Raw genomic sequence first — 19388 nt, 5'->3', positions numbered from 1 at the left:
TAAGTCACACACGCCGAGTGCCCTGATATAGAGGGTCTTGTGCGGGGATCACAGGGCCGAAACAGATTCAGCTGACGTGGCCCGCGTTAACTAGGGGAACACCGCCCGAACGAATCGCAGACGAATCGCTCACAGAGCCTGGTTCGATCTTTGTTCACCGCCAGAAATAGCGGCGTTGGCCTTGCCATGATCAACATGCTGATCGAGCGACCGCACCGATTGCGTCAGAACAGCCGGTAATCGTTAACCGAGTGACCCAAACCGCCGATCAACTATGCCCGGCACACCAGGCAAGCTGCGCGCTGCAAGACTTTGCTAAACTCCCTGAAACAAAGATTAGCCGCACCGCTCCGACCAATCATCGCTCTTGTTAAACTTCAGAGCGGATCGGGAACGAACCGGCCACGAATCGCTGCTTCAGCACCTTTCGTGCTTTGTTCACGGCTAGATCTGGTGGCTGACAGCGTCATCCACACCGTTATGCACAGCCAGTCCACACGCTTCGCACCGAAGGCCAAGCTGCATCGTTAATCATTCGTCCCTTTTCAGAACAGATGCGCGATGATTGCCCTAGCTCATATACTGCCCGCCATTGGCCGCCAGCGTCGCGCCGGTGATGAAGCCGGCATCGTCGGAAGCCAGGAACAGCACGCAGCGCGCGATCTCCGACGCTTCGCCCAACCGACCGACCGGGATTTGCGCAATGATCCCCTCGCGCACCTTTTCCGGCACCGCCATCACCATGTCGGTGGCGATATAGCCGGGGGTAATGGCGTTGACCGTAATGCCTGCCCGCGCGCCCTCAAGCGACAAAGCGCGTGTAAAGCCGAGATCGCCGGCTTTGGCGGCGGCATAGTTCACCTGCCCCATCTGCCCCTTCTGGCCGTTGATGGAGGAGATGATGATGACCCGCCCGAAGCCGCGTTCGCGCATGCCCGGCCATACCGGATGCGTCATGTTGAAGACGCCGCTGAGATTGGTATCGATCACTTCGCGCCATTGCTCGGGCGTGATGCGATGGAACATGCCGTCGCGCGTGATACCCGCATTGTTGACGAGAATCTCGACAGGGCCGAGTTGCGCCTCGACCTTCGCCAGCCCGGCAACACAGGCTTCGTAACTCGCGACTGACCATTTGAAGACCGGAATGCCGGTTTCCGCTTCGAAGCGCGACGCGGCCTCATCGTTTCCGCAATAATTTGCGGCAACTGAATAGCCAGCCTCGCGCAGCGCGACTGATATTGCGGCCCCGATGCCGCGCGTTCCTCCCGTCACCAAAGCCGTTCTGGCCATGTTATCTCCTCCCGATGACTTCCGATTATTGGTCCAAGAAGAGACAAAGGTCCAGTCGTCTCGTGGGGTTACTTAAATGGCGATGAAAAGCCGCGTCGTTTCTGCGCGCGTACTTGGACGTTGCACTGCACAAACTTGGAACCATGCGCTGCACAATTCTCTTTCAATTGCCCTCGATTTGCGCATAGTCTCCTCTCAGAGCCAGCAAACAGTTGCCAGCCCCGCAGTGTCGTGGGCCATTGGGAGGCGAATATATGCCCGCAAAAGGCGAAACGGTGACGATCAAGAAGTACGCCAATCGCCGTTTGTACAACACGGGCACGAGTACCTACGTCACGCTGGAAGACCTCGCCGAAATGGTGAAGCGCGGCGAAGACTTCACCGTGCAGGACGCCAAGACCGGCGATGACATCACTCATCCCGTGCTGACGCAGATCATCTTCGAGCTCGAAAACAAGAACGGCCAGGCCATGCTGCCGATCGCCTTCTTGCGCCAACTGATCGCCTTTTACGGCGACCAGATGCAGATGATCGTGCCAAGCTTCCTGGAACAGTCCATGCTCGCTTTCTCCAAGGAGCAGGAACGCTTCCGGGATCAGATGAACACGCTCGGCAAGGCGCCCGTCAATCCGATGAACGTCATGGCCATGCCGCCCATGAAGGCGATCGAGGAACAGACCCGCCGCAACATGGAAATGTTCCAGAACGCGATGCGCATGTTCTCGGCCTTTCCGGCCGCAACCACCCAGCCCGAACCGGCCGAGCCATCGCCCAAACCCGCCGCCGACGATCTCTCCGAGTTGAAGGATCAGATCGCCGCGATGCAGAAGAAGCTCGACTCCCTCAACCGCTGAGCGCCGCCGCTCTTGCTCCAGCGCCATATCGCCGAATGGCGCGCTTTGTGCGCGCTAACGCACCCGTTCTGCGCTGCCAAATAGTCGGATTGCGCTCTGGAACACGCAAACCAACCCGCCTCCAAACGCAAAAAAGGCCGGCACCAGGGCCAGCCTCTTAAAGCAGTCCAACCAAAAAAAGCTCAGCTTTCCTTGGGGTCCAGCACCTGGCGACCGCGATACATGCCGGTCTTCAGATCGACATGGTGCGGGCGGCGCATTTCGCCGGAATTCTTGTCTTCCACATAGGTCGGAGCCTTGAGGGCGTCCGCCGAGCGGCGCATGCCGCGCTTGGACGGCGAGGTCTTTCGTTTAGGTACGGCCATTTTCAGCTCCATCGTCCGGCTAAGTCTTGCGCGCGAGCCCACGAGTGAGCGACGGCGGCCGGCCGGTGTTTTCCGTTGAGGTGGCGTGCCTATACACAACGCATAGGCATTTGGCCAGATCATGCCTGCGAAAAATTCCGAACGCGCTTAACGCACGCAGCCCGTGTAACCGCCGGAATTGCCGGCCATTCGCTGCACTCGGTCTGCAAGCCGGCTCAGATTGCGCGTCGGCCCGCCCGGATCGCGCCCAAGCGGATTGGGCAGCGCCACTGCCAGCAAGGCCGCTTCGCGCGGCGTCAGATCCTTGGCCGCCTTGCCAAAATGATAAAGCGACGCGGACTCGGCTCCGTAGATGCCCGGACCCCATTCCACGATGTTGAGGTAGATTTCCAGGATCCGCTTCTTGGACAGCACGCCATCGAAATATATTGCCAGCGGCGCTTCCAGCGCTTTGCGCAGGAATGACCGGCTGTTCCAGAGATAAAGGTTCTTCACGGTCTGCATGGGAATCGTGGACGCCCCGCGCGTTTCCTCGCCCGCCAGGGCGTCTTGGATCACGCCATGCAGCTCGCGTAGATCCACGCCGTGATGCGAGCAGAATTGCCCGTCTTCCGACATGATCACGGAAAAGCGCAGCGCCGGCGCAATCTCCTCGATCGGCACCCAGCGCCGGTCATACCCCTCGAAGGTCACGGCGTCGCGCAGCATCAGGGTGGAGATCGGCCGTATGCCCGGCACGGCATAGATCAGGGTCAGCACAACTGGGATCAGCCCCAGAACCACCAGCACGAGAAACGCGCGCCGAAGCCACCGCCGCAGCGATGGCGGGCTCCTCAGCGGTCCGCGTCCCCTCGGTGGTGGTGGCATGACTGGCTCTTGATCTAGCTCGACGGCCGGTATGCTCACACAACGACTCCCGCTCAAGCCCTCGTCTAGAACAGATTGTTGGAGGATTGAAGGCCCGCTTCATCCATTCGACCACGCAATGCCCGCACTTGACCGAACTCTCCGTTCCGTTCATCGCAGACACATGGACACATCCGCGAATTCCGCCTTCGAACAGCTGCTGGGTGCCAGTGCGCAAACCGTCGAGACCGAGCTGCGCCGCCTGCTCAGCGATCATCCGCGCGCCGGCGAAGTCACGCGCCCACTGCACCTCATGCAGGCCGCGCGCCACGGCGTCTTGAACGGCGGCAAGCGTCTGAGGCCCTTCCTAGTGCTGGAAAGCGCCTCCCTGTTCGACGCACCGCCTTCCGCCGCCCTGCGGGTCGCGGCCGCACTCGAATGCGTTCATTGCTATTCGCTCGTTCACGACGACCTGCCGGCCATGGACGATGACGACCTGCGCCGTGGCCAGCCCACGGTTCATAAGGCCTTCGATGAGGCCACTGCGATCCTCGCCGGCGACGGACTGCTGACGCTGGCTTTCGACATCCTGGCCGACGACGACACCGCCCTGCCCGCCGCCACGCGCCTCGCCCTAATCAGCGGCCTGTCGCGTGCATCGGGCTTCGGCGGCATGGTGGGCGGTCAGGCACTCGATCTCGCGGCCGAAAAGTCGATGCCAAACGAAGCCGGCATCATCACGCTGCAGGCCATGAAGACCGGCGCCTTGATCCGCTATGCCTGCGAAGCGGGCGCCATCCTCGGTGGTGGCAGCGATGAAGATCGCGAGCGCCTGCATGGCTTCGGCGCCGCCATCGGCCTGGCTTTCCAGCTGGCCGACGACGTGCTCGACCTCACCGCCGACGCCACCACCATGGGCAAGGCGACCGGCAAGGATGCTGCCGCCGGCAAGGCCACGCTGGCCGGTCTGCACGGCATCGAATGGGCGCAGGCACAGCTGCGCGGCCTGGTGGCGCAAGCCAACGAGTTGCTGGAGCCCTATGGCGAGCGCGCGGCGGTCCTGATGGCCGCCGCCCACTTCGTTGCAGACCGGCGAAGCTAACTCAGGGCTTGGCGTCTGGCCTGCACACGCGCAGACGGTGACCATCCGGATCGAGCGCAACGAATGTTCGCCCAAAGGCGGCATCGAACGGTGCCTGCTCGATGGTCACACCGGCCGCGCGCCATTTCTCGTGCAACGCTTCCACGGCTTGCCTATCCGCGACCATGAAAGCCAGCTCAGATCGATTGCCTGTTCCTTCCGAGACAAAGGCTGCCGCTTCCGTCGACCACAAGCCAAGCGTCAGGCCGGAAGAAAAGCTGAAAGCGACATAGGCAGGGAAGTCGGCGGTCGGTGACATCTCTAAAAGCGCCTCGTAGAAGCTTCGGCTGCGTTGCATGTCCTTGGTATAAAGAAGAACGAGGTTGGGGCTGAGCATCGGGTTGACCTTTCTTGTCAATGCGTCCCCCTAGTAGGCGACACCGCTGTCAGAAAATGGCAGTATGGAGCATGGCTCGTTCCGAAAGACTGCTGACCCTGCTGCAAGTCCTGCGGCGCTACCAACGCCCCGTCAGTGGAGCATCCCTGGCGCAGGAACTGGGCATCAGCATCCGAACGCTCTACCGGGACATCGCTACGCTTCAAGCGCAGGGCGCGGCGATCGATGGTGAAGCAGGCGTCGGCTATGTGATGCGCCCCGGCTTCATGCTGCCACCTTTGATGTTTTCGCAAACGGAACTGGAAGCGCTGGTTCTGGGCTTCCGCTGGGTCGGGAAATATGCCGATACCGCGTTGACGGAGGCCGCGACTGACGCATTGGCCAAGATCGGAGCCGTCCTGCCATCCGAACTGCGGGAAGCGTTGGAGACGAACACGCTGCTGGTGGGGCCACGCACCGTGCCTGAGCAGGAAAGCGTCGACCTGACCTTCTTGCGCAGCGTGATGCGAAGCCAGCATAAGCTGCGGATCGCTTATCGCGACGCCAATGACGTGGCGTCGCAACGTGTGATCTGGCCATTCGCGCTGGGCTACTTTCAAACAACCCGCATCCTCGCAGGCTGGTGCGAGACCCGTCAGGATTTCCGGCATTTCAGGACCGAGCGGATCCTGACCGCCGAGCAGCTCGACCAACGCTACCCCAGATCGAGGACAGCCTTGCTTCGAAGCTGGCGTGAAGCGCGTGCCGACTTGTTCACCCCGGACAAGGTCAAGGCCTAGCGGTCAACGGATCAGCGGTTGCGCCGGACGATGCAGCTGCTGCCCGCGCCCTGCAAACGCCGGCAAAGCTCGTTGGCGTCGGAGCGCTTGTCCAGGCCAACCCGCACAACATAGATGCCACGCCGTCCGCGTGGCGACCGTACGCGGCTGACGGCAACCTCCTGGCCCTCCAGCAGCGCGCTTGCACGGCTCTTGAACCGTTCATACTGCCGAACGGCGACCGCGCGCCGGGCATTGCCGGCGACCTGCACGGCCCAGGGCTTGTTGGAGATTTTCGACATTGGCATGGTCGCAAAGCGCACGATCGGCAGATCGCGACAGGCATCGGCAAAGCTCTTCTTGGCATCGAGCGGCGCCTGCTCGGCGTCCTTGGCGCCGATGAAGCTGTCAGCGGACGCGCCCAAGATATCGAGCACATAGCCTTCGGTTTCGATCGGCAAAAAGCCGCCGGACACCAGCCAGCGCGAAATCCGACCCTCACCGGCATTGTAAGCCGCTGCAGCCAGACCGAGATTGCCAAATTTATTGCGCAGCTCGGCGAGATAGGCAGCCGAAGCCGGCAGGGCTTGGGCGATGTCGAAACTATCGGCCAGCCCGCGCATCTTCGCGGTGCCAGGCATGAATTGCGCAATTCCCTCAGCGCCGACTGGTGAAACCGCCCCGGCATCGAAGCGGCTTTCCTTCCAGATCAGCCGCGCGAAAAAGGCTTCCGGCAACGCGTTGGCCGCCGCGTTCGTCTGGATCAGATCGCAGATCTCCGCGACACGGCCGCGCTTGGCGATCTCCGCCTGCTCGGCTTCGCTGATGTCGGTTGCGGGCATCGGCACATAGCCCGAAGGCTCCGCCACTGCACCTACGCATAAGGACGCCGAAAAGCATGCGGCAAGCAGGCTTCGCCGCACGGATATCGACCTATTCCGCGGCTTCGCGACCGGGAAGGCCGTATTTGCGCTCGATATAGTCGGCAACCATGACCTGGAAGTCAGCCGCAATGTTCGGCCCCTTCAGCGTGGCAGCCTTCTGACCGTCGATAAAAACCGGCGCGCTCGGCGTTTCGCCCGTCCCCGGCAGCGAAATGCCGATATCGGCATGTTTTGATTCGCCCGGTCCGTTGACGATGCAGCCCATCACCGCGACCTTCAACTCTTCCACGCCCGGATACTTCTCGCGCCAGATCGGCATGTTCGTGCGGATATCGGACTGGATGGTCTGCGCCAGTTCCTGGAACACAGTCGAGGTGGTGCGTCCGCAGCCCGGGCAGGCCGCGACGATCGGGATGAACTGCCGGAAGCCCATGGTCTGCAGAAGTTCCTGGGAAACCTGCACTTCGCGCGTGCGGTCGCCACCCGGTTCCGGCGTCAAGGAAATGCGGATCGTGTCGCCGATACCCTGCTGCAACAGAATGCCCATCGAGGCCGACGAGGCGACGATGCCCTTAGTACCCATGCCGGCTTCGGTAAGCCCGAGATGCAGCGCATGGTTCGAGCGCTGCGCCAGCATCGTGTAAACTGCGATGAGGTCCTGCACATTGCTGACCTTGGCCGACAGGATGATCTTGTCGCGCCCAAGCCCGATTTCTTCCGCCAGTTCTGCCGAAAGAAGCGCCGACTGCACAATGGCTTCGCGCATCACCTGCACGGCCGTCAGCGGCGACCCGTTGGCGGCATTCTGATCCATCAAAGCCGTCAGCAGCTCCTGGTCGAGCGACCCCCAGTTCACGCCAATGCGCACCGGCTTATTGTAGCGGATCGCGGTTTCCACGATCGCGCCGAACTGCTTATCCTTCTTGTCCTTGAAGCCGACATTGCCGGGATTGATGCGGTACTTCCCCAGCGCCTCGGCGCAATCAGGATGATCGGCCAACAGCTTGTGGCCGATATAATGAAAGTCGCCCACCAGCGGCACGAAGATGCCGAGCCGTGCCAGCCGGTCGCGAATACGCGGCACCGCCGCCGCGCTCTCATCGCGATCCACCGTGATGCGCACGATCTCCGACCCGGCTTTATGCAAGGCCGCAACCTGCGCCACCGTGCCGTCGATATCGGCCGTATCCGTGTTGGTCATCGACTGCACAACAACCGGCGCACCCCCGCCGACCATCACATTGCCGACAGGAACGCCGACCGAAACGCGGCGCGGGAAAGGAGCGGAGAAATAGTCTGTCATGGCCGAAGCCTCTTATGTCCTAGCAGTCAGGTGACCGAGCAGAGCTTAACTGTCAATCTTTACCGTGATGTCACAACGTCCGCAGCACCGGCGCCGCTTTTTGTCCAAGCACGCGCCAGGTGCCGATCAGGCCAATGCCGACCGTCAGCACCAGTGCGATCAGGATGGTGGAAGCCGCGACATCGGGCAGGAAGCGCCAAGGCAGCTTCATGATGTTTGCAATCACGAACCAGGCCGCCGTATTGCCCGCGAAGAGCGCGAAGATCGCCGTCGCCAGGCCGATCAGCAGATATTCCAGGCTGAAGGCGGTGATCAGCGTCTTGCGCGTGGCGCCGAGCGTTTTCAGCACCACCGCATCATGCGTGCGCGCCCGGTTGCCGGCAGCTAGCGCTCCGGCCAGAACCAGCACCGAGGCAATCAGCGCCACGGCTGCTGCCGCGCGGATCGCTGTGCCGAGCTGACCGACCAGCTTGTTGACGATATCCAGCGCTTCCTTCACCCGCACCGAGGTCACGCCCGGGAATGTGCGTGTTACCGTGTTCAACAACTGCGCCTCATCGGCATTGGTGGCGTTAGATTCCAGCAGCGTGGCCAGCCAGGCATGCGGCGCGCCGGCGAAGGTGTTGGGCGAAAACACCATCACGAAATTGATGCCCATCGATTCCCACTGCACGTTGCGCAGATTGGCAATGCGCGCCGTGACATCGCGGCCGAGCACGTTGACGGTGAGCGTGTCACCGACCTTCAATCCGAGTTCGCGCGCTTCCTGTGCTGCAAAGGACACCAGCGGCTCGCCGGAATAATCGGCGGGCCACCACTCGCCTTCCGCCAGACTACCGTTCTCCGGAATGTTCTGCGCATAGGTCAGTCCACGATCGCCGCGCAGCACCCAGGCGCCTTCCGGCGGCACTTGCACCTTGGAAACCTCGACTCCGTTCAGCGCCATGATGCGACCGCGCAGCATGGGCACGCGCACCAGTTTTCCATCGGGCGATTCACGCGAAATCAGGGAAGAAAAGTCCTCGATTTCGGAACTTTGGATGTCCACGAAGAAGAAATTCGGGGCTCTTTCGGGCAAATTTCCCGAAATTTCCCGCCGGAGATTGCCGTCGATCAGCGCCAGTGTGACCAGCAGCGTCAGCCCCAGACCGAGCGACAAAACGACCGATGGGGTCAGCGCGCCCGGCCGATGGATGTTGCCGACCGCCAACCGCAAAGCCGTCGAACGAACCCGCGGTGATCGCCGGGCGAGCCATTGCACGAGCGCACCGACCGCCCGCAGCACAAGGAAGGAAAACACCATCGCGGCGATAAAGATCGTCGCGACCTTGCGGTCGAAGGACAGCGCAATCGCCAGACCGGCAAGCACCACGGCAATGCCGGCAGCCGAGGCGACATAGATCAAACGCGGCCATCCCCGCTGTTCGAAGCCCATCTCGCGAAACAGAGCGGTGGCTGGAATGTCGCGCGCGCGACCGAGCGGCAGGAGCGCGAAGACGAGCGTCACGAGGATGCCGAACACCGCGCCCAGCATCAACGCACCGGGATAAACACCGCCTTGCGTCGGCACAGGAAGAACACCTTGCAAGGCCGCACTTGCGGCGAACGGCATGGCAACGGCAATCAAGAGGCCGATCGCAACGCCGACCGCAGCGATAATCAGGATCTGGATGAGATAAAGCGCAAACACGAAGCCGCCGGACGCGCCGAGGCTCTTGAAGGTCGCGATCACCGGCCGCTTTGCGTCTAGGTAAGCGCGCACGGCATTCGCCACGCCGACGCCGCCCACCACCAGTGCAGTCAGGCCGACCAGGGTCAAGAACTGCGAGAAACGCTCGATATTGGACGACAGCGAGGGCGCGGCGTTGAGGCGTGAGCGAATGCTCCAACCGGCTTGCGGGAATTGCTGCGTGGCTTGTTCGCGCGCAGTCGTAATCGCGCCTTCGCTGGCGCCTTGTGCGAGCCGCACCTTATAGGCGTGTTCGATCAGGCTGCCCGGCTGGATCAGGCCGGAAGCCCGCATGCCGTCGAGCGACACCATCAGGCGAGGTGCGAAACCGAAGCCGTCGGAGATCAAATCCGGCTCTTCCAGGATTTGCGCACGCAGTTCAAACGTGCTGCCGCCGAGCTTTAAACTGTCGCCGACCTTCAAGCCCAAGCGCTGGAACAGGATGTCGGGCGCGGCCGCCCCATACACGCCGTTGCGCTCGCCGAAGAGATCCGCGTGCGATAGTGCCGGTTCGGTGCGAAGGGTGCCATAAAGCGGATAGGCTTGGTCAACGGCCTTCAGCTCCACCAGCGTCTGGTCAGTCTCGTCCATGACGCGGGCCATCGAGCGCATGTTGGCACTGTCGGCCACCTCGCCGAGGCCCGTGAGGAAGCCACGTTCAGCCTCCGTCACTTCGCGCTGGTTGAGCTCGAAGCGCAGATCGCCGCCAAGCAGCGACTGGCCTTGATTGGACACGCCGAGCGTAATCGCCCGCGCCACTGAATTGACGCCACCGATCGCGCCGACGCCGAGCGCGATGCAGGCGATGAAGATCAGGAAGCCGGACAGGCCGCCGCGCATTTCGCGTAGGGCGAAGCGCAGGGCGAGGCGAAAGTCACGCGAACTCAGCATCAGCTATTCCGCCGGCACGCGAACAGGTGCCGTCTCAGCCGCGTCCTCGATCCGGCCTGAGCGCATGGCGATCTGGCGTGAACAACGGGCGGCAAGCGACGGATCATGCGTCACCAGCATCAGGGTCATGTTGCGCTCGCGCGCCTTGGCAAACAGCAGGTCGGCAATCTGCTTACCGGTGATCTGGTCGAGATTGCCCGTCGGCTCGTCGGCAATTAGGATCTGCGGATCGGGGGCCAGCGCACGCGCAATCGCCACGCGCTGCTGTTCGCCGCCAGACAACTCGCCGGGGTAATGGGTGACGCGGTCCCTCAGTCCGACAGCCGCCAGCTCGCGTTCGGCAACCGCGAAAGGATCGGGGTGGCCAGCGAGTTCGAGCGGCACGGCGACATTTTCCAGCGCGGTCATGTTGGGAATGAGGTGGAAGGACTGAAACACGATGCCGACCGTCTTGCCGCGAAAGGCCGCGATCTGGTCCTCGCTCCAGCCATTGATGACGTTGCCGGCAATCGAAACCGTGCCGCCATCGACTTTCTCCAGGCCCGCCACCACCATCAGAAGCGTCGACTTGCCCGATCCGGACGGCCCGACGATGCCGGCGGTCTCACCCCGCAGCACTTCAAGGCTGACGCCTTTCAGCACATGAACCGAGGACGCGCCTTGGCCGAGTGTCAGGGAAACGTCGGAAAGCGCGATCACGGCTTCTGTCACGGCAAGGACTTCCTATATGCGGATGCGAAACCAGACACGACGCCCGGATTGAGGCAGTCATATGGGTTACCAAGTATGGCTTTAAAACACCTTTTCGCGAGCGCAGCATTGTCATTGAGCTTGGGGGCTATGAGCCTGAGCATGACCGGGATGGCCGCTTCGGCCGAACCATTGAAGATCGTCGGCTTCGGCGACAGCCTGATGGCCGGCTATCAGTTGGGGCCGACGGATTCCTTTGCCGCGAAGCTCGAAGCTGCCCTGAAGGCCAAAGGACTGGACGTCACGGTCGCCAATGCCGGCGTCTCCGGCGACACCACGGCTGCCGGCCTGTCGCGCATCGATTGGTCCGTGCCGGAGGGCACCCAGCTTGTTGTGCTGGAACTCGGCGCCAATGACATGCTGCGCGGTCTGCCGCCGGAGCAAACACGCAAGAACCTCGACACGATGCTGAAGCGGCTGACCGATCGCGGCATTGCCGTGGTGCTGGCCGGCATGATGGCTGCGCCCAATCTCGGGCCCGCTTACGGCAACTCCTACAATTCGATCTTCCCCGACCTGGCCAAGAAGTACAACGTGCCGCTGGTGCCGTTCTTCCTTGATGGCGTCGTCGGCGTTTCCGGCCTGCAGATCGACGACGGCATCCACCCCAATCCGAAGGGCGTTGATGTGATGGTCGAGCGCTCGCTGCCGGTGATCGAGCGGGCGGTCCGTGCGCTGAGCAGTAGTTGAGGAAAACCTTCGCGCTGCAGTAAAACGGCGCTAAGTTCTGCTTGCCGAACTTAGCAAAGGATGGTCGGCTCGTTCTCGACGGAACCGAATCAAGGAGGCCCAAATGCCGCGCTTGTTCACCGCCCTCGAGGTTCCCCGCGACGCTGCGCTGTCGCTATCGCTCCTGCGCGGCGGGCTGCCCGGCGCGCGCTGGATCGACGTCGAAAATTACCACATCACCTTGCGCTTCATCGGCGATGTCGAAGGTCATGTTGCCGACGAAATCGCCAACGGGCTGGATCGCATTCGCCGCCCGGCCTTCAGTGCAAGGCTGTCTGGGCTGGGCGCCTTCGGGTCAAAGAAGCCGCATTCCGTTTATGCAACCGTCGAACCCTCCAGCGAATTGCTGCAATTGCAGGGCGAAATGGAGCGCATCTGTCAGCGCCTCGGCCTGCCCGCCGATCCCCGCAAATTCGTGCCGCATGTGACGCTGGCGCGGCTGCGCAATACCGCGACGCCGGATCTAGCTCACTACCTGTCCTCACGCGGCAATTTCTCGACAGCGCCCTTCAAGCTCGGCCGCTTCGTGCTGATGTCGTCCAAGGATTCCGTTGGCGGCGGTCCTTACGTTGTGGAAGAAACCTGGCCGCTGGATGCGCGCCCGCCACGGCCGAGCCTGTCAGCCGATGAATGGCTGGCCGGAGCGCACCCCTAAAGGAACGCTCTCCATGGCGCGCGAAGCTCTTGCCATCGATGAAATCGCCGAGCGGCTGGCCGACCTGCCGGAATGGCAGCTGTCGGAAGACAGTGCCGCCATCACCAAGCGCTTCACCTTCCGCAACTTCAACGCGGCCTTCGGTTTCATGACGCGGGTCGCGCTGTTGGCCGAAAAGATGGATCATCATCCGGACTGGCGCAACGTCTACAAGCTGGTGGATGTCACCCTATCCACCCACGACGTGGATGGTCTGACGGATCTCGACTTCGACATGGCCGCGCGCATGGACAAGTTCGCCGACAACTGACGCGAACCTTGTTGCGCCTTCACGCGTTCCCCACATGCTTAAATGATGCCTGCTGGGAGTTTAATTGTGGCGCGTGTGAATACCGATGAGATCCTGAAGCCGGTTGATGCCGCCGAAAACGCACGGCGCGAAGAACGCGTACGCAAGGGCCTTTGGCCGACATTGCGCAAGGCCGCGGCCTATATCCCCTTCGCCGAAGAAGTGGTCGCCGGCTATTATTGCGCGCTTGATCCCAAGACGCCGTTTCGCACGCGTGGCATTCTGCTGGCAGCGCTCGCTTACTTCGTTCTTCCCTTCGACATCGTGCCCGATTTCATTCTCGGCGTCGGCTTTACGGACGATCTCGCCGTGCTGACCGCTGCGATCTCGGCCATCCGCGGTCAGATCCAGCCGCGCCATCGCGCAGCCGCCAAGCAGGCGCTTGCCGAGCGCGCCTGACCCATCGGCGGACGCATCAGTCAAAATCTCGCCTTCTTCTCCGCGTTCACAATCACGCAAGGCGCCAGGAATTGGCGGTGACGTGGTTGCGCCAGCGGGCGTGCTGCGCCAAACACAGGCAGACAGAATTCGGTTGGGGATTCACCCTTTGGTAATCCCGAATTAATACAACTGAAACGATCGCGGTTCGGCGGCGCGGCTGGCGCTGCCGTTCTTCAGTCAGGCACGAACAGGAAGATCAACAACACGATGCGCGGACTGCTCACGACACTCACCGGCCTTGCTTTCCTCACGATGGCCGCACCGGCCTTTTCGCAGGCAGCAACCAAGATCGGCGTTCATGGCGATTGGGGCACCTACAGCTATCAGGGCGGCAGCGGTAAGGTCTGCTATGTGCTGACGGTGCCGAAGGACAAGCAGCCGCCTTCGCTGAACCATGGCGATATCTTCTTCTTCGTCAGCCAGAAGCCCGGCCAGAATGTCAGCTTCGAGCCGCAGTTTATCGCTTCCTATGACCTGCAGGCGAATTCCAAGGTTCAGGTGCAAATCGGCGACAAGACCTTCTCCATGTTTACGCGCGGCAAGTCGGCCTGGATGGAAAATCCGGCGGAAGAACCGCAGCTGGTTGCAGCCATGAAGGGTGGTTCCGACATGAAGATCGCAGCTAAGTCCGGTCGCGGCAATCCGACCAGCTATGTGTTTTCGCTGAAGGGCATCTCGGCGGCTCTGGGCTCGATCCAGACCTGCAAGTAAGCCGACGCGACCCACTGATTGCAATGGCCGGGCTGTCCAAGCCCGGCCTTTGTCGTTTCAGGCTAGCCCATTGTCTTTCTAGGCTAGCCCAATGTCCTTTCAGGCTGGCGATGACGTGGTGGGATTCTTATGTTAAAGGAGCACCGCTCGCGCTTGGAGCGCGGCCTTTTCCATTCACCAGAGACTGTTGATGACCACCGTGCTTGACATGCCCGTTGCAACAAGGCCCGCGCTTACCCCGCGGGTTCCTGCCGTGCATCCGCTGGACGGCAAGCCGTCGCTGATCGGCATGACGCGCGAAGAGCTTGGCGAGGCGCTGGCCGAAGTCCGCGTGCCGCCCAAGCAGATCAAGATGCGCGTGCAGCAGCTGTGGCACTGGATGTATGTGCGCGGCGTTGGCGATTTCGACGCCATGTTCAACGTGTCGAAGGACCTGCGTGCCAGCCTTGATGCGCGCTTCACCATTGCACGGCCCGAAATCATCGAAGAACAGATTTCCGAAGACGGCACGCGCAAGTGGCTGTTCCGCTTTCCGCCGCGCGGCGCAGGCCGCCCTGTCGAGATCGAGACCGTTTACATCCCGGAAGAAGGGCGCGGCACGCTTTGCATTTCGAGCCAGGTCGGCTGCACCCTGACCTGCTCCTTCTGTCATACCGGCACGCAGAAGCTGGTGCGGAACCTGACCGCCGAGGAAGTGCTGGCGCAGCTGATTACCGCGCGCCATCGTCTTGGCGACTTCCCCGACCGCGATACGCCGGATGGTGCCATCGTGCCGGCCGATGGGCGCAAGATCACCAACATCGTCATGATGGGCATGGGGGAGCCGCTCTACAACTTCGACGAGGTCAAGAAGGCGCTGTTGATTGCCGCCGACAATGAAGGCCTGTCGATGTCCAAGCGCCGCATCACGCTGTCCACCTCAGGCGTCGTGCCGGAAATCGCCCGCACTGGCGAAGAGATCGGCGTCATGCTGGCCATCTCGCTGCACGCCACCAATGACGACCTGCGCGATCTGCTTGTGCCGATCAACAAGAAGTATCCGCTCAAGGATCTGATTGCCGCCTGCCGCGCTTACCCCGGCCTGTCGAATGCGCGCCGCATCACCTTCGAATATGTGATGCTGCGCGAGGTCAACGACAGCATCGAGGACGCCAAGGCGCTGGTGAAGTTGCTCAAGGGCATTCCTGCCAAGATAAACCTGATCCCGTTCAATCCCTGGCCCGGCACGAACTACCAGTGCTCGGAATGGGAGCAGATCGAGAAATTTGCCGACTACATCAACCAGGCCGGCTATGCCTCCCCGATCCGCACCCCGCGCGGCCGCGACATCCTCGCTGCCTGCGGTCAGCTGAAGTCGGAATCCGAGCGCATGAAGAAGACCGAGCGTCTGGCGTTCGAAGCGATGATGATCGCCAATCACGGCGAAGAATGAGCCTTCGGCCTCCGCCGTTCCTGCCTGTTGCCGTCGGCTATTTCGTCGCCGTCATCGTGGCGGTAATGGTGACGGTCTTGCTGATTATTGGCACGCCTTTCTTTGAAAGCGAAGTCGGCGTGGTGACCTGGCCTGACGTCTTGCGTCAACTGCCGTCATTAGTGACCGTAGGGACGGCGTGGACGTTCCCCTGCGCCCTTCCCGGCTTTCTGGTTGCCGTCCTGATTGGCGAAAAGCTGAAATGGAACAGCTGGCGTCCTTATGCGATTGCCGGCTTTGGCAACGCAGCACCCGCGCTCGCCATCTTCTCTGTCCTGTTCGGCTCGCTGTCCGACCTGACGGCGATGACCGTCTCGTCTTTTCCCGGCGGCTTTGCCGGGGGCCTGGCCTACTGGTTCGCGAGCGGCCGCTACGTTGCAAGCCGCCGCGCCTAGCGCGCCTGCGCCGTCAGGATCTTCAGGGCGAAGGCGGAGAAGATACCGGCAAATAGATAGTCCACGACGCGAGTGACGCGCGGGCTTTTGCGCAAAAGCCCGGCAAACTTGTCGGCCGCAATTACCATCGGCACCACGACCGGCAGCGATAGCGGAATGAACATCAAGCCGAGAAAGAACAGTTTGCCCGGTGCGTGAGGGTCGGACGCCGACACGAATTGCGGCAAAAAGGTCATGAAGAACAGGATGATCTTGGGGTTGAGCAGGTTGATGCCGATCCCTGTCGCCCAGTTCTGGAACAGTGTACGGGGCGCGCGGTTGGTTGTATCAGGCGAGAAGGCCGAGCCCTTGCGTAGTGCTTGGACTGCAAGAAATACGAGATACCCGGCGCCTACCACTTTCAACGCAAGGAACGCTTCGGGCGAGGCCACGATAAGTGCAGACAGACCCAGCGCCACAAGGCTCGTATGCACGACAATGCCGCACATCGCCCCGAACATGCACGCAAAGCCGGCAGCCCGGCCTTCCGACAAGGCACGGCCGACGAACAGGGTCATGTCCGGCCCGGGCGTAATAGAAATTACCAAGGTGGCGATGGCGAACTGAATGAAGATCGAAAGGTCGGGCAGAAAGCTCATCGGCGGCGCTCGCGTGAAGATGCGGAAGTCTTACGCCATCCCTTGCCTGCCGCCAATGGCCTCCTACTCCGCTGCCATTAAACCCGGGTCGAGCGCGTAAACACCGCCCTCATAGCGCCAGACCGAAAGATCCGGCTTGCCCTTCAGCGGCACCGACACGATGTTGGGCCAGCCATCACCAGTGGATGCAAGGTCGAGATAGGCATTGCTGCCTTCATTCTCGTAAGCGGCGTGCCAATCCTGCTGCGCATGATCGCGAACAAATGCGGATGTGTTGCAGCCGCTGCGTCCAAAATACCAGGACGAGCCGCACAGCCGCGCAAACAGCATCGCCTTGCCATCAGCCAGCGTCTTCTGCGCGGCTTCCACCCGCGGCTCCGACATCGTCGCCAGCTTGAAAGCCTTGATGTCGTCGTCCATCAGGCGACGGGCATCTACTACAGCTGCATCGCTTTCCGACAAGGCAACAAGCTCATAGCCATCCATGCTGCGCGGGCTGCAAAGCGGTTCGATAGCCTCGAGAACCTTCTTCGATCCGCTGAGCGCGAACTGCGCTGCTGCCGGACCTGCCTCGCCGGAAATGTCGACAAACATGATCGTGCCGGTGCTGATCGGCTGCAAGGCCTTGTATGGCAGACTGAGCGCAATCGTGCCGTTGGTGCGCATTGCCGGCATGGCAAAGCGCGCTTTGCCGATTGTGACCTCGGCCGCACCGGTGATCGACGAAGCCGACACGTCACCGCGCAGCTGGTTGCGCCAGTCCGCGCCGGTGCGCAGCAGCAGCGTCCATTCCTGTTCGGCACAAGACAGCGATGCACCGACGATCCCGTCGGCCTTGGTCGGCTGCGGCAGGATCGCCACCGAGCCGCTGCCAGCCTGCTCCCAGACCGACGCGGCATGAGCAGGTGCAATCGACAGAACGCCGAGAACCAGCGCCGCAGCCATGCCCAGCCGGCGAGTAGCAAGGCTTTGAAAGCGGCTGAGCATCCCTGAAACCTGAACCATGCTGCGCCCCTCCTGCTCGCCGTCCACCTCGCGCAGACGCCTTTGCCCATTGAGACGTCAGGGTAGGCGCGGTTGGTAAAAGGAGCTTTACGCCGATGGCCGTTGCAAGCTTCCGCAACGACCGGGATCGACGAAATGACGAGCGCAAACCCGCTTGTCCCGGCGGGTCGTCCTGTTAAAAGAACCGCAGCATTTTTCCGCAACCTCAGGATTTTTCCATGTCGAGCAGCAAGGCCAAGGACGTCAAGAAGGTGGTTCTCGCCTATTCGGGCGGCCTCGATACGTCGATCATCCTGAAGTGGCTGCAAACCGAGCTGAACGCGGAAGTCGTCACCTTCACCGCCGATCTCGGCCAGGGTGAGGAACTCGAGCCCGCCCGCAAGAAGGCGGAGATGATGGGCATCAAGGACATCTATATCGAAGATGTCCGCGAGGAATTTGTGCGCGATTTCGTGTTCCCGATGTTTCGCGCCAATGCCGAATATGAAGGCCTGTACCTGCTCGGCACGTCGATTGCCCGCCCGCTGATCTCCAAGCGCCTTGTCGAGATCGCCAAGGAAACCGGCGCCGATGCCATCGCCCATGGCGCAACCGGCAAGGGCAACGACCAGGTCCGCTTCGAGCTGTCTGCCTACGCGCTGAACCCCGACATCAAGGTCATCGCACCGTGGCGCGACTGGACCTTCAAGTCCCGCACCGATCTGATGCAATTCGCGCAGGAACACCAGATCCAGGTCACCAAGGACAAGCAGGGCGAAGCCCCCTTCTCCGTTGATGCCAACCTCCTGCACTCCTCGTCCGAGGGTAAGGTGCTGGAAGATCCGTGGGCGGAGGCGCCGGAATATGTGCATCAGCGCACGGTGTCGCCGATGGATGCGCCGGATCAGGTCACTGAAATCACCATCGGCTTTGCTAGGGGTGATGCCGTCTCGATCGACGGCGAAAAGCTCTCGCCGGCCACCATCCTCGCGAAGCTCAACGATCTCGGCCGCGACAACGGCATTGGTCGTTTGGACTTGGTGGAAAACCGCTTCGTCGGCATGAAGAGCCGCGGTGTTTACGAAACGCCGGGCGGCACGATCCTGCTGCAGGCCCACCGCGCCATTGAGTCCATCACGCTCGATCGCGGTGCTGCGCACCTCAAGGACGAGCTGATGCCGCGTTATGCCGAGCTCATCTATAACGGCTTCTGGTTCTCGCCGGAGCGCGAAATGCTTCAGGCGCTGATCGACAAGAGCCAGGAACATGTGGAAGGCGAAGTGCGCCTCAAGCTCTACAAGGGCAACGTCATCGTTTCCGGCCGTCGTTCCGACAAATCGCTTTATTCCGACGCGCTGGTCACCTTCGAAGACGATCGCGGCGCCTATGACCAGAAAGACGCCGCCGGCTTCATCCGCCTCAATGCGTTGCGCCTGCGCACGCTGGGAGCGCGCAACCGTAAGGGCTGATCGCTCAAGCGCGCGTTGCTCCTGCCATTGGTCTCGGAACACCCGCTGACTTCGGTACGTTTGCCATACCGGAGCCAACGGGAGTGACGACCATGAGCGAATCCAAGACCACCACCGATCACGAAGAAATCCGCGAATGGGCTGAAAGCCGTGAAGGCCGGCCTTCGGTGATCCGCACCGAGGGCAAGGGCGGCGTGCTGCGGCTGGATTTCGGCGAAAAGGAAGAAGACTTCGAAGAAGTCGAATGGGACGAGTTCTTCAAGATCTTCGAGGAAAGCAAACTCGCTTTCCTGTATCAGGAAGAAACGAAGGACGGCAGCACCAGCCGTTTCAACAAATTCGTGGAGCGCTGAGCGCCAATAAAAAAGCCCGGTCGCGAGACCGGGCTTTTTGTT

General features: G+C 61.7%; 22 protein-coding genes. 12 read left to right on the top strand and 10 right to left on the bottom strand.

What is annotated here, in order from left to right:
* Positions 1-570: 570 nt before the first annotated feature.
* Entirely contained in the window at positions 571-1293 is a 723-nt protein-coding gene (gene phbB, locus IE166_RS14625; RefSeq protein ID WP_189505057.1) for an acetoacetyl-CoA reductase, read from the bottom strand.
* Positions 1294-1547: 254 nt separating this feature from the next.
* Between phbB and phaR the strand changes: the two genes are divergently transcribed.
* Complete coding sequence (gene phaR, locus IE166_RS14620) at positions 1548-2147, top strand: polyhydroxyalkanoate synthesis repressor PhaR (protein WP_189505055.1); 600 nt, start codon at positions 1548-1550, stop codon at positions 2145-2147.
* A 182-nt stretch (positions 2148-2329) separates the two neighbouring features.
* On the opposite strand, the gene rpmF is transcribed toward phaR, so the two are convergent.
* Together rpmF and IE166_RS14610 are read right to left on the bottom strand one after the other, a co-directional pair.
* Positions 2330-2512, bottom strand: coding sequence for a 50S ribosomal protein L32 (rpmF, locus tag IE166_RS14615; protein WP_189505053.1), 183 nt, complete (start codon positions 2510-2512; stop codon positions 2330-2332).
* Between the two features lie 147 nt (positions 2513-2659).
* Positions 2660-3379 carry a biosynthetic peptidoglycan transglycosylase gene (locus tag IE166_RS14610; RefSeq protein WP_189505052.1) on the bottom strand — a complete coding sequence of 240 codons (720 nt, stop codon included), beginning with the start codon at positions 3377-3379 and terminating at the stop codon, positions 2660-2662.
* Positions 3380-3542: 163 nt separating this feature from the next.
* Between IE166_RS14610 and IE166_RS14605 the strand changes: the two genes are divergently transcribed.
* Complete coding sequence (locus IE166_RS14605) at positions 3543-4460, top strand: polyprenyl synthetase family protein (RefSeq protein WP_189505050.1); 918 nt, start codon at positions 3543-3545, stop codon at positions 4458-4460.
* Position 4461: 1 nt separating this feature from the next.
* Here IE166_RS14605 and IE166_RS14600 read toward each other — a convergent pair whose 3' ends face one another.
* Entirely contained in the window at positions 4462-4857 is a 396-nt protein-coding gene (locus IE166_RS14600) for a VOC family protein (RefSeq protein ID WP_244641478.1), read from the bottom strand.
* Between the two features lie 50 nt (positions 4858-4907).
* Here IE166_RS14600 and IE166_RS14595 point away from each other — a divergent pair, with 50 nt between their 5' ends.
* Positions 4908-5615 (top strand): helix-turn-helix transcriptional regulator, encoded by a 708-nt coding sequence (locus IE166_RS14595; protein WP_189505048.1) that lies wholly within the window; start codon positions 4908-4910, stop codon positions 5613-5615.
* Positions 5616-5626: 11 nt separating this feature from the next.
* On the opposite strand, the gene IE166_RS14590 is transcribed toward IE166_RS14595, so the two are convergent.
* The 4 genes from IE166_RS14590 to IE166_RS14575 all read right to left on the bottom strand — a co-directional run bounded on the left by IE166_RS14590 (position 5627) and on the right by IE166_RS14575 (position 11112).
* Complete coding sequence (locus IE166_RS14590) at positions 5627-6463, bottom strand: lytic transglycosylase domain-containing protein (RefSeq protein WP_385966294.1); 837 nt, start codon at positions 6461-6463, stop codon at positions 5627-5629.
* Between the two features lie 64 nt (positions 6464-6527).
* Positions 6528-7781 carry a flavodoxin-dependent (E)-4-hydroxy-3-methylbut-2-enyl-diphosphate synthase gene (gene ispG, locus IE166_RS14585; protein WP_189505046.1) on the bottom strand — a complete coding sequence of 418 codons (1254 nt, stop codon included), beginning with the start codon at positions 7779-7781 and terminating at the stop codon, positions 6528-6530.
* Positions 7782-7851: 70 nt separating this feature from the next.
* Entirely contained in the window at positions 7852-10401 is a 2550-nt protein-coding gene (locus tag IE166_RS14580) for an ABC transporter permease (RefSeq protein ID WP_189505044.1), read from the bottom strand.
* A 3-nt stretch (positions 10402-10404) separates the two neighbouring features.
* Positions 10405-11112 carry an ABC transporter ATP-binding protein gene (locus IE166_RS14575; RefSeq protein WP_189505041.1) on the bottom strand — a complete coding sequence of 236 codons (708 nt, stop codon included), beginning with the start codon at positions 11110-11112 and terminating at the stop codon, positions 10405-10407.
* A gap of 75 nt (positions 11113-11187) precedes the next feature.
* Between IE166_RS14575 and IE166_RS14570 the strand changes: the two genes are divergently transcribed.
* From IE166_RS14570 to IE166_RS14540, 7 genes are all read left to right on the top strand, one after another.
* Entirely contained in the window at positions 11188-11841 is a 654-nt protein-coding gene (locus IE166_RS14570; RefSeq protein WP_189505039.1) for an arylesterase, read from the top strand.
* Between the two features lie 103 nt (positions 11842-11944).
* Complete coding sequence (thpR, locus tag IE166_RS14565; protein ID WP_189505037.1) at positions 11945-12535, top strand: RNA 2',3'-cyclic phosphodiesterase; 591 nt, start codon at positions 11945-11947, stop codon at positions 12533-12535.
* A 13-nt stretch (positions 12536-12548) separates the two neighbouring features.
* Positions 12549-12845: a 4a-hydroxytetrahydrobiopterin dehydratase gene (locus IE166_RS14560; protein WP_189505035.1), complete on the top strand. Its 297-nt coding sequence runs from the start codon at positions 12549-12551 to the stop codon at positions 12843-12845.
* Positions 12846-12911: 66 nt separating this feature from the next.
* Positions 12912-13283, top strand: coding sequence for a YkvA family protein (locus IE166_RS14555; protein ID WP_244641476.1), 372 nt, complete (start codon positions 12912-12914; stop codon positions 13281-13283).
* A gap of 249 nt (positions 13284-13532) precedes the next feature.
* A complete protein-coding gene (locus IE166_RS14550) occupies positions 13533-14036 on the top strand; it encodes an invasion associated locus B family protein (protein WP_189505033.1) in 504 nt (167 codons plus the stop codon).
* A 208-nt stretch (positions 14037-14244) separates the two neighbouring features.
* Positions 14245-15468: a 23S rRNA (adenine(2503)-C(2))-methyltransferase RlmN gene (gene rlmN / locus IE166_RS14545; protein ID WP_385966348.1), complete on the top strand. Its 1224-nt coding sequence runs from the start codon at positions 14245-14247 to the stop codon at positions 15466-15468.
* On the top strand, positions 15465-15902 hold the full coding sequence (locus tag IE166_RS14540; RefSeq protein ID WP_189505029.1) for a hypothetical protein: 438 nt from the start codon (positions 15465-15467) through the stop codon (positions 15900-15902). Before rlmN ends, IE166_RS14540 begins: the two co-directional genes overlap by 4 nt.
* Here the strand turns inward: IE166_RS14540 and IE166_RS14535 are convergent.
* Positions 15899-16540 carry a LysE family translocator gene (locus IE166_RS14535; protein ID WP_189505027.1) on the bottom strand — a complete coding sequence of 214 codons (642 nt, stop codon included), beginning with the start codon at positions 16538-16540 and terminating at the stop codon, positions 15899-15901. The genes IE166_RS14540 and IE166_RS14535 overlap by 4 nt on opposite strands.
* A gap of 63 nt (positions 16541-16603) precedes the next feature.
* Complete coding sequence (locus IE166_RS14530) at positions 16604-17545, bottom strand: hypothetical protein (RefSeq protein ID WP_189505025.1); 942 nt, start codon at positions 17543-17545, stop codon at positions 16604-16606.
* A gap of 218 nt (positions 17546-17763) precedes the next feature.
* On the opposite strand from IE166_RS14530, the gene IE166_RS14525 reads away from it, so the two are divergent.
* Both IE166_RS14525 and IE166_RS14520 read left to right on the top strand, forming a co-directional pair.
* Positions 17764-18993 (top strand): argininosuccinate synthase, encoded by a 1230-nt coding sequence (locus tag IE166_RS14525; protein WP_189505024.1) that lies wholly within the window; start codon positions 17764-17766, stop codon positions 18991-18993.
* Between the two features lie 92 nt (positions 18994-19085).
* A complete protein-coding gene (locus IE166_RS14520; RefSeq protein WP_189505022.1) occupies positions 19086-19346 on the top strand; it encodes a hypothetical protein in 261 nt (86 codons plus the stop codon).
* Positions 19347-19388 lie beyond the last annotated feature (42 nt).

Source organism: Tianweitania populi, from assembly GCF_014652875.1.
Taxonomy (GTDB): domain Bacteria; phylum Pseudomonadota; class Alphaproteobacteria; order Rhizobiales; family Rhizobiaceae; genus Tianweitania; species Tianweitania populi.
This window is presented reverse-complemented; position numbering and strand designations above follow the sequence as displayed.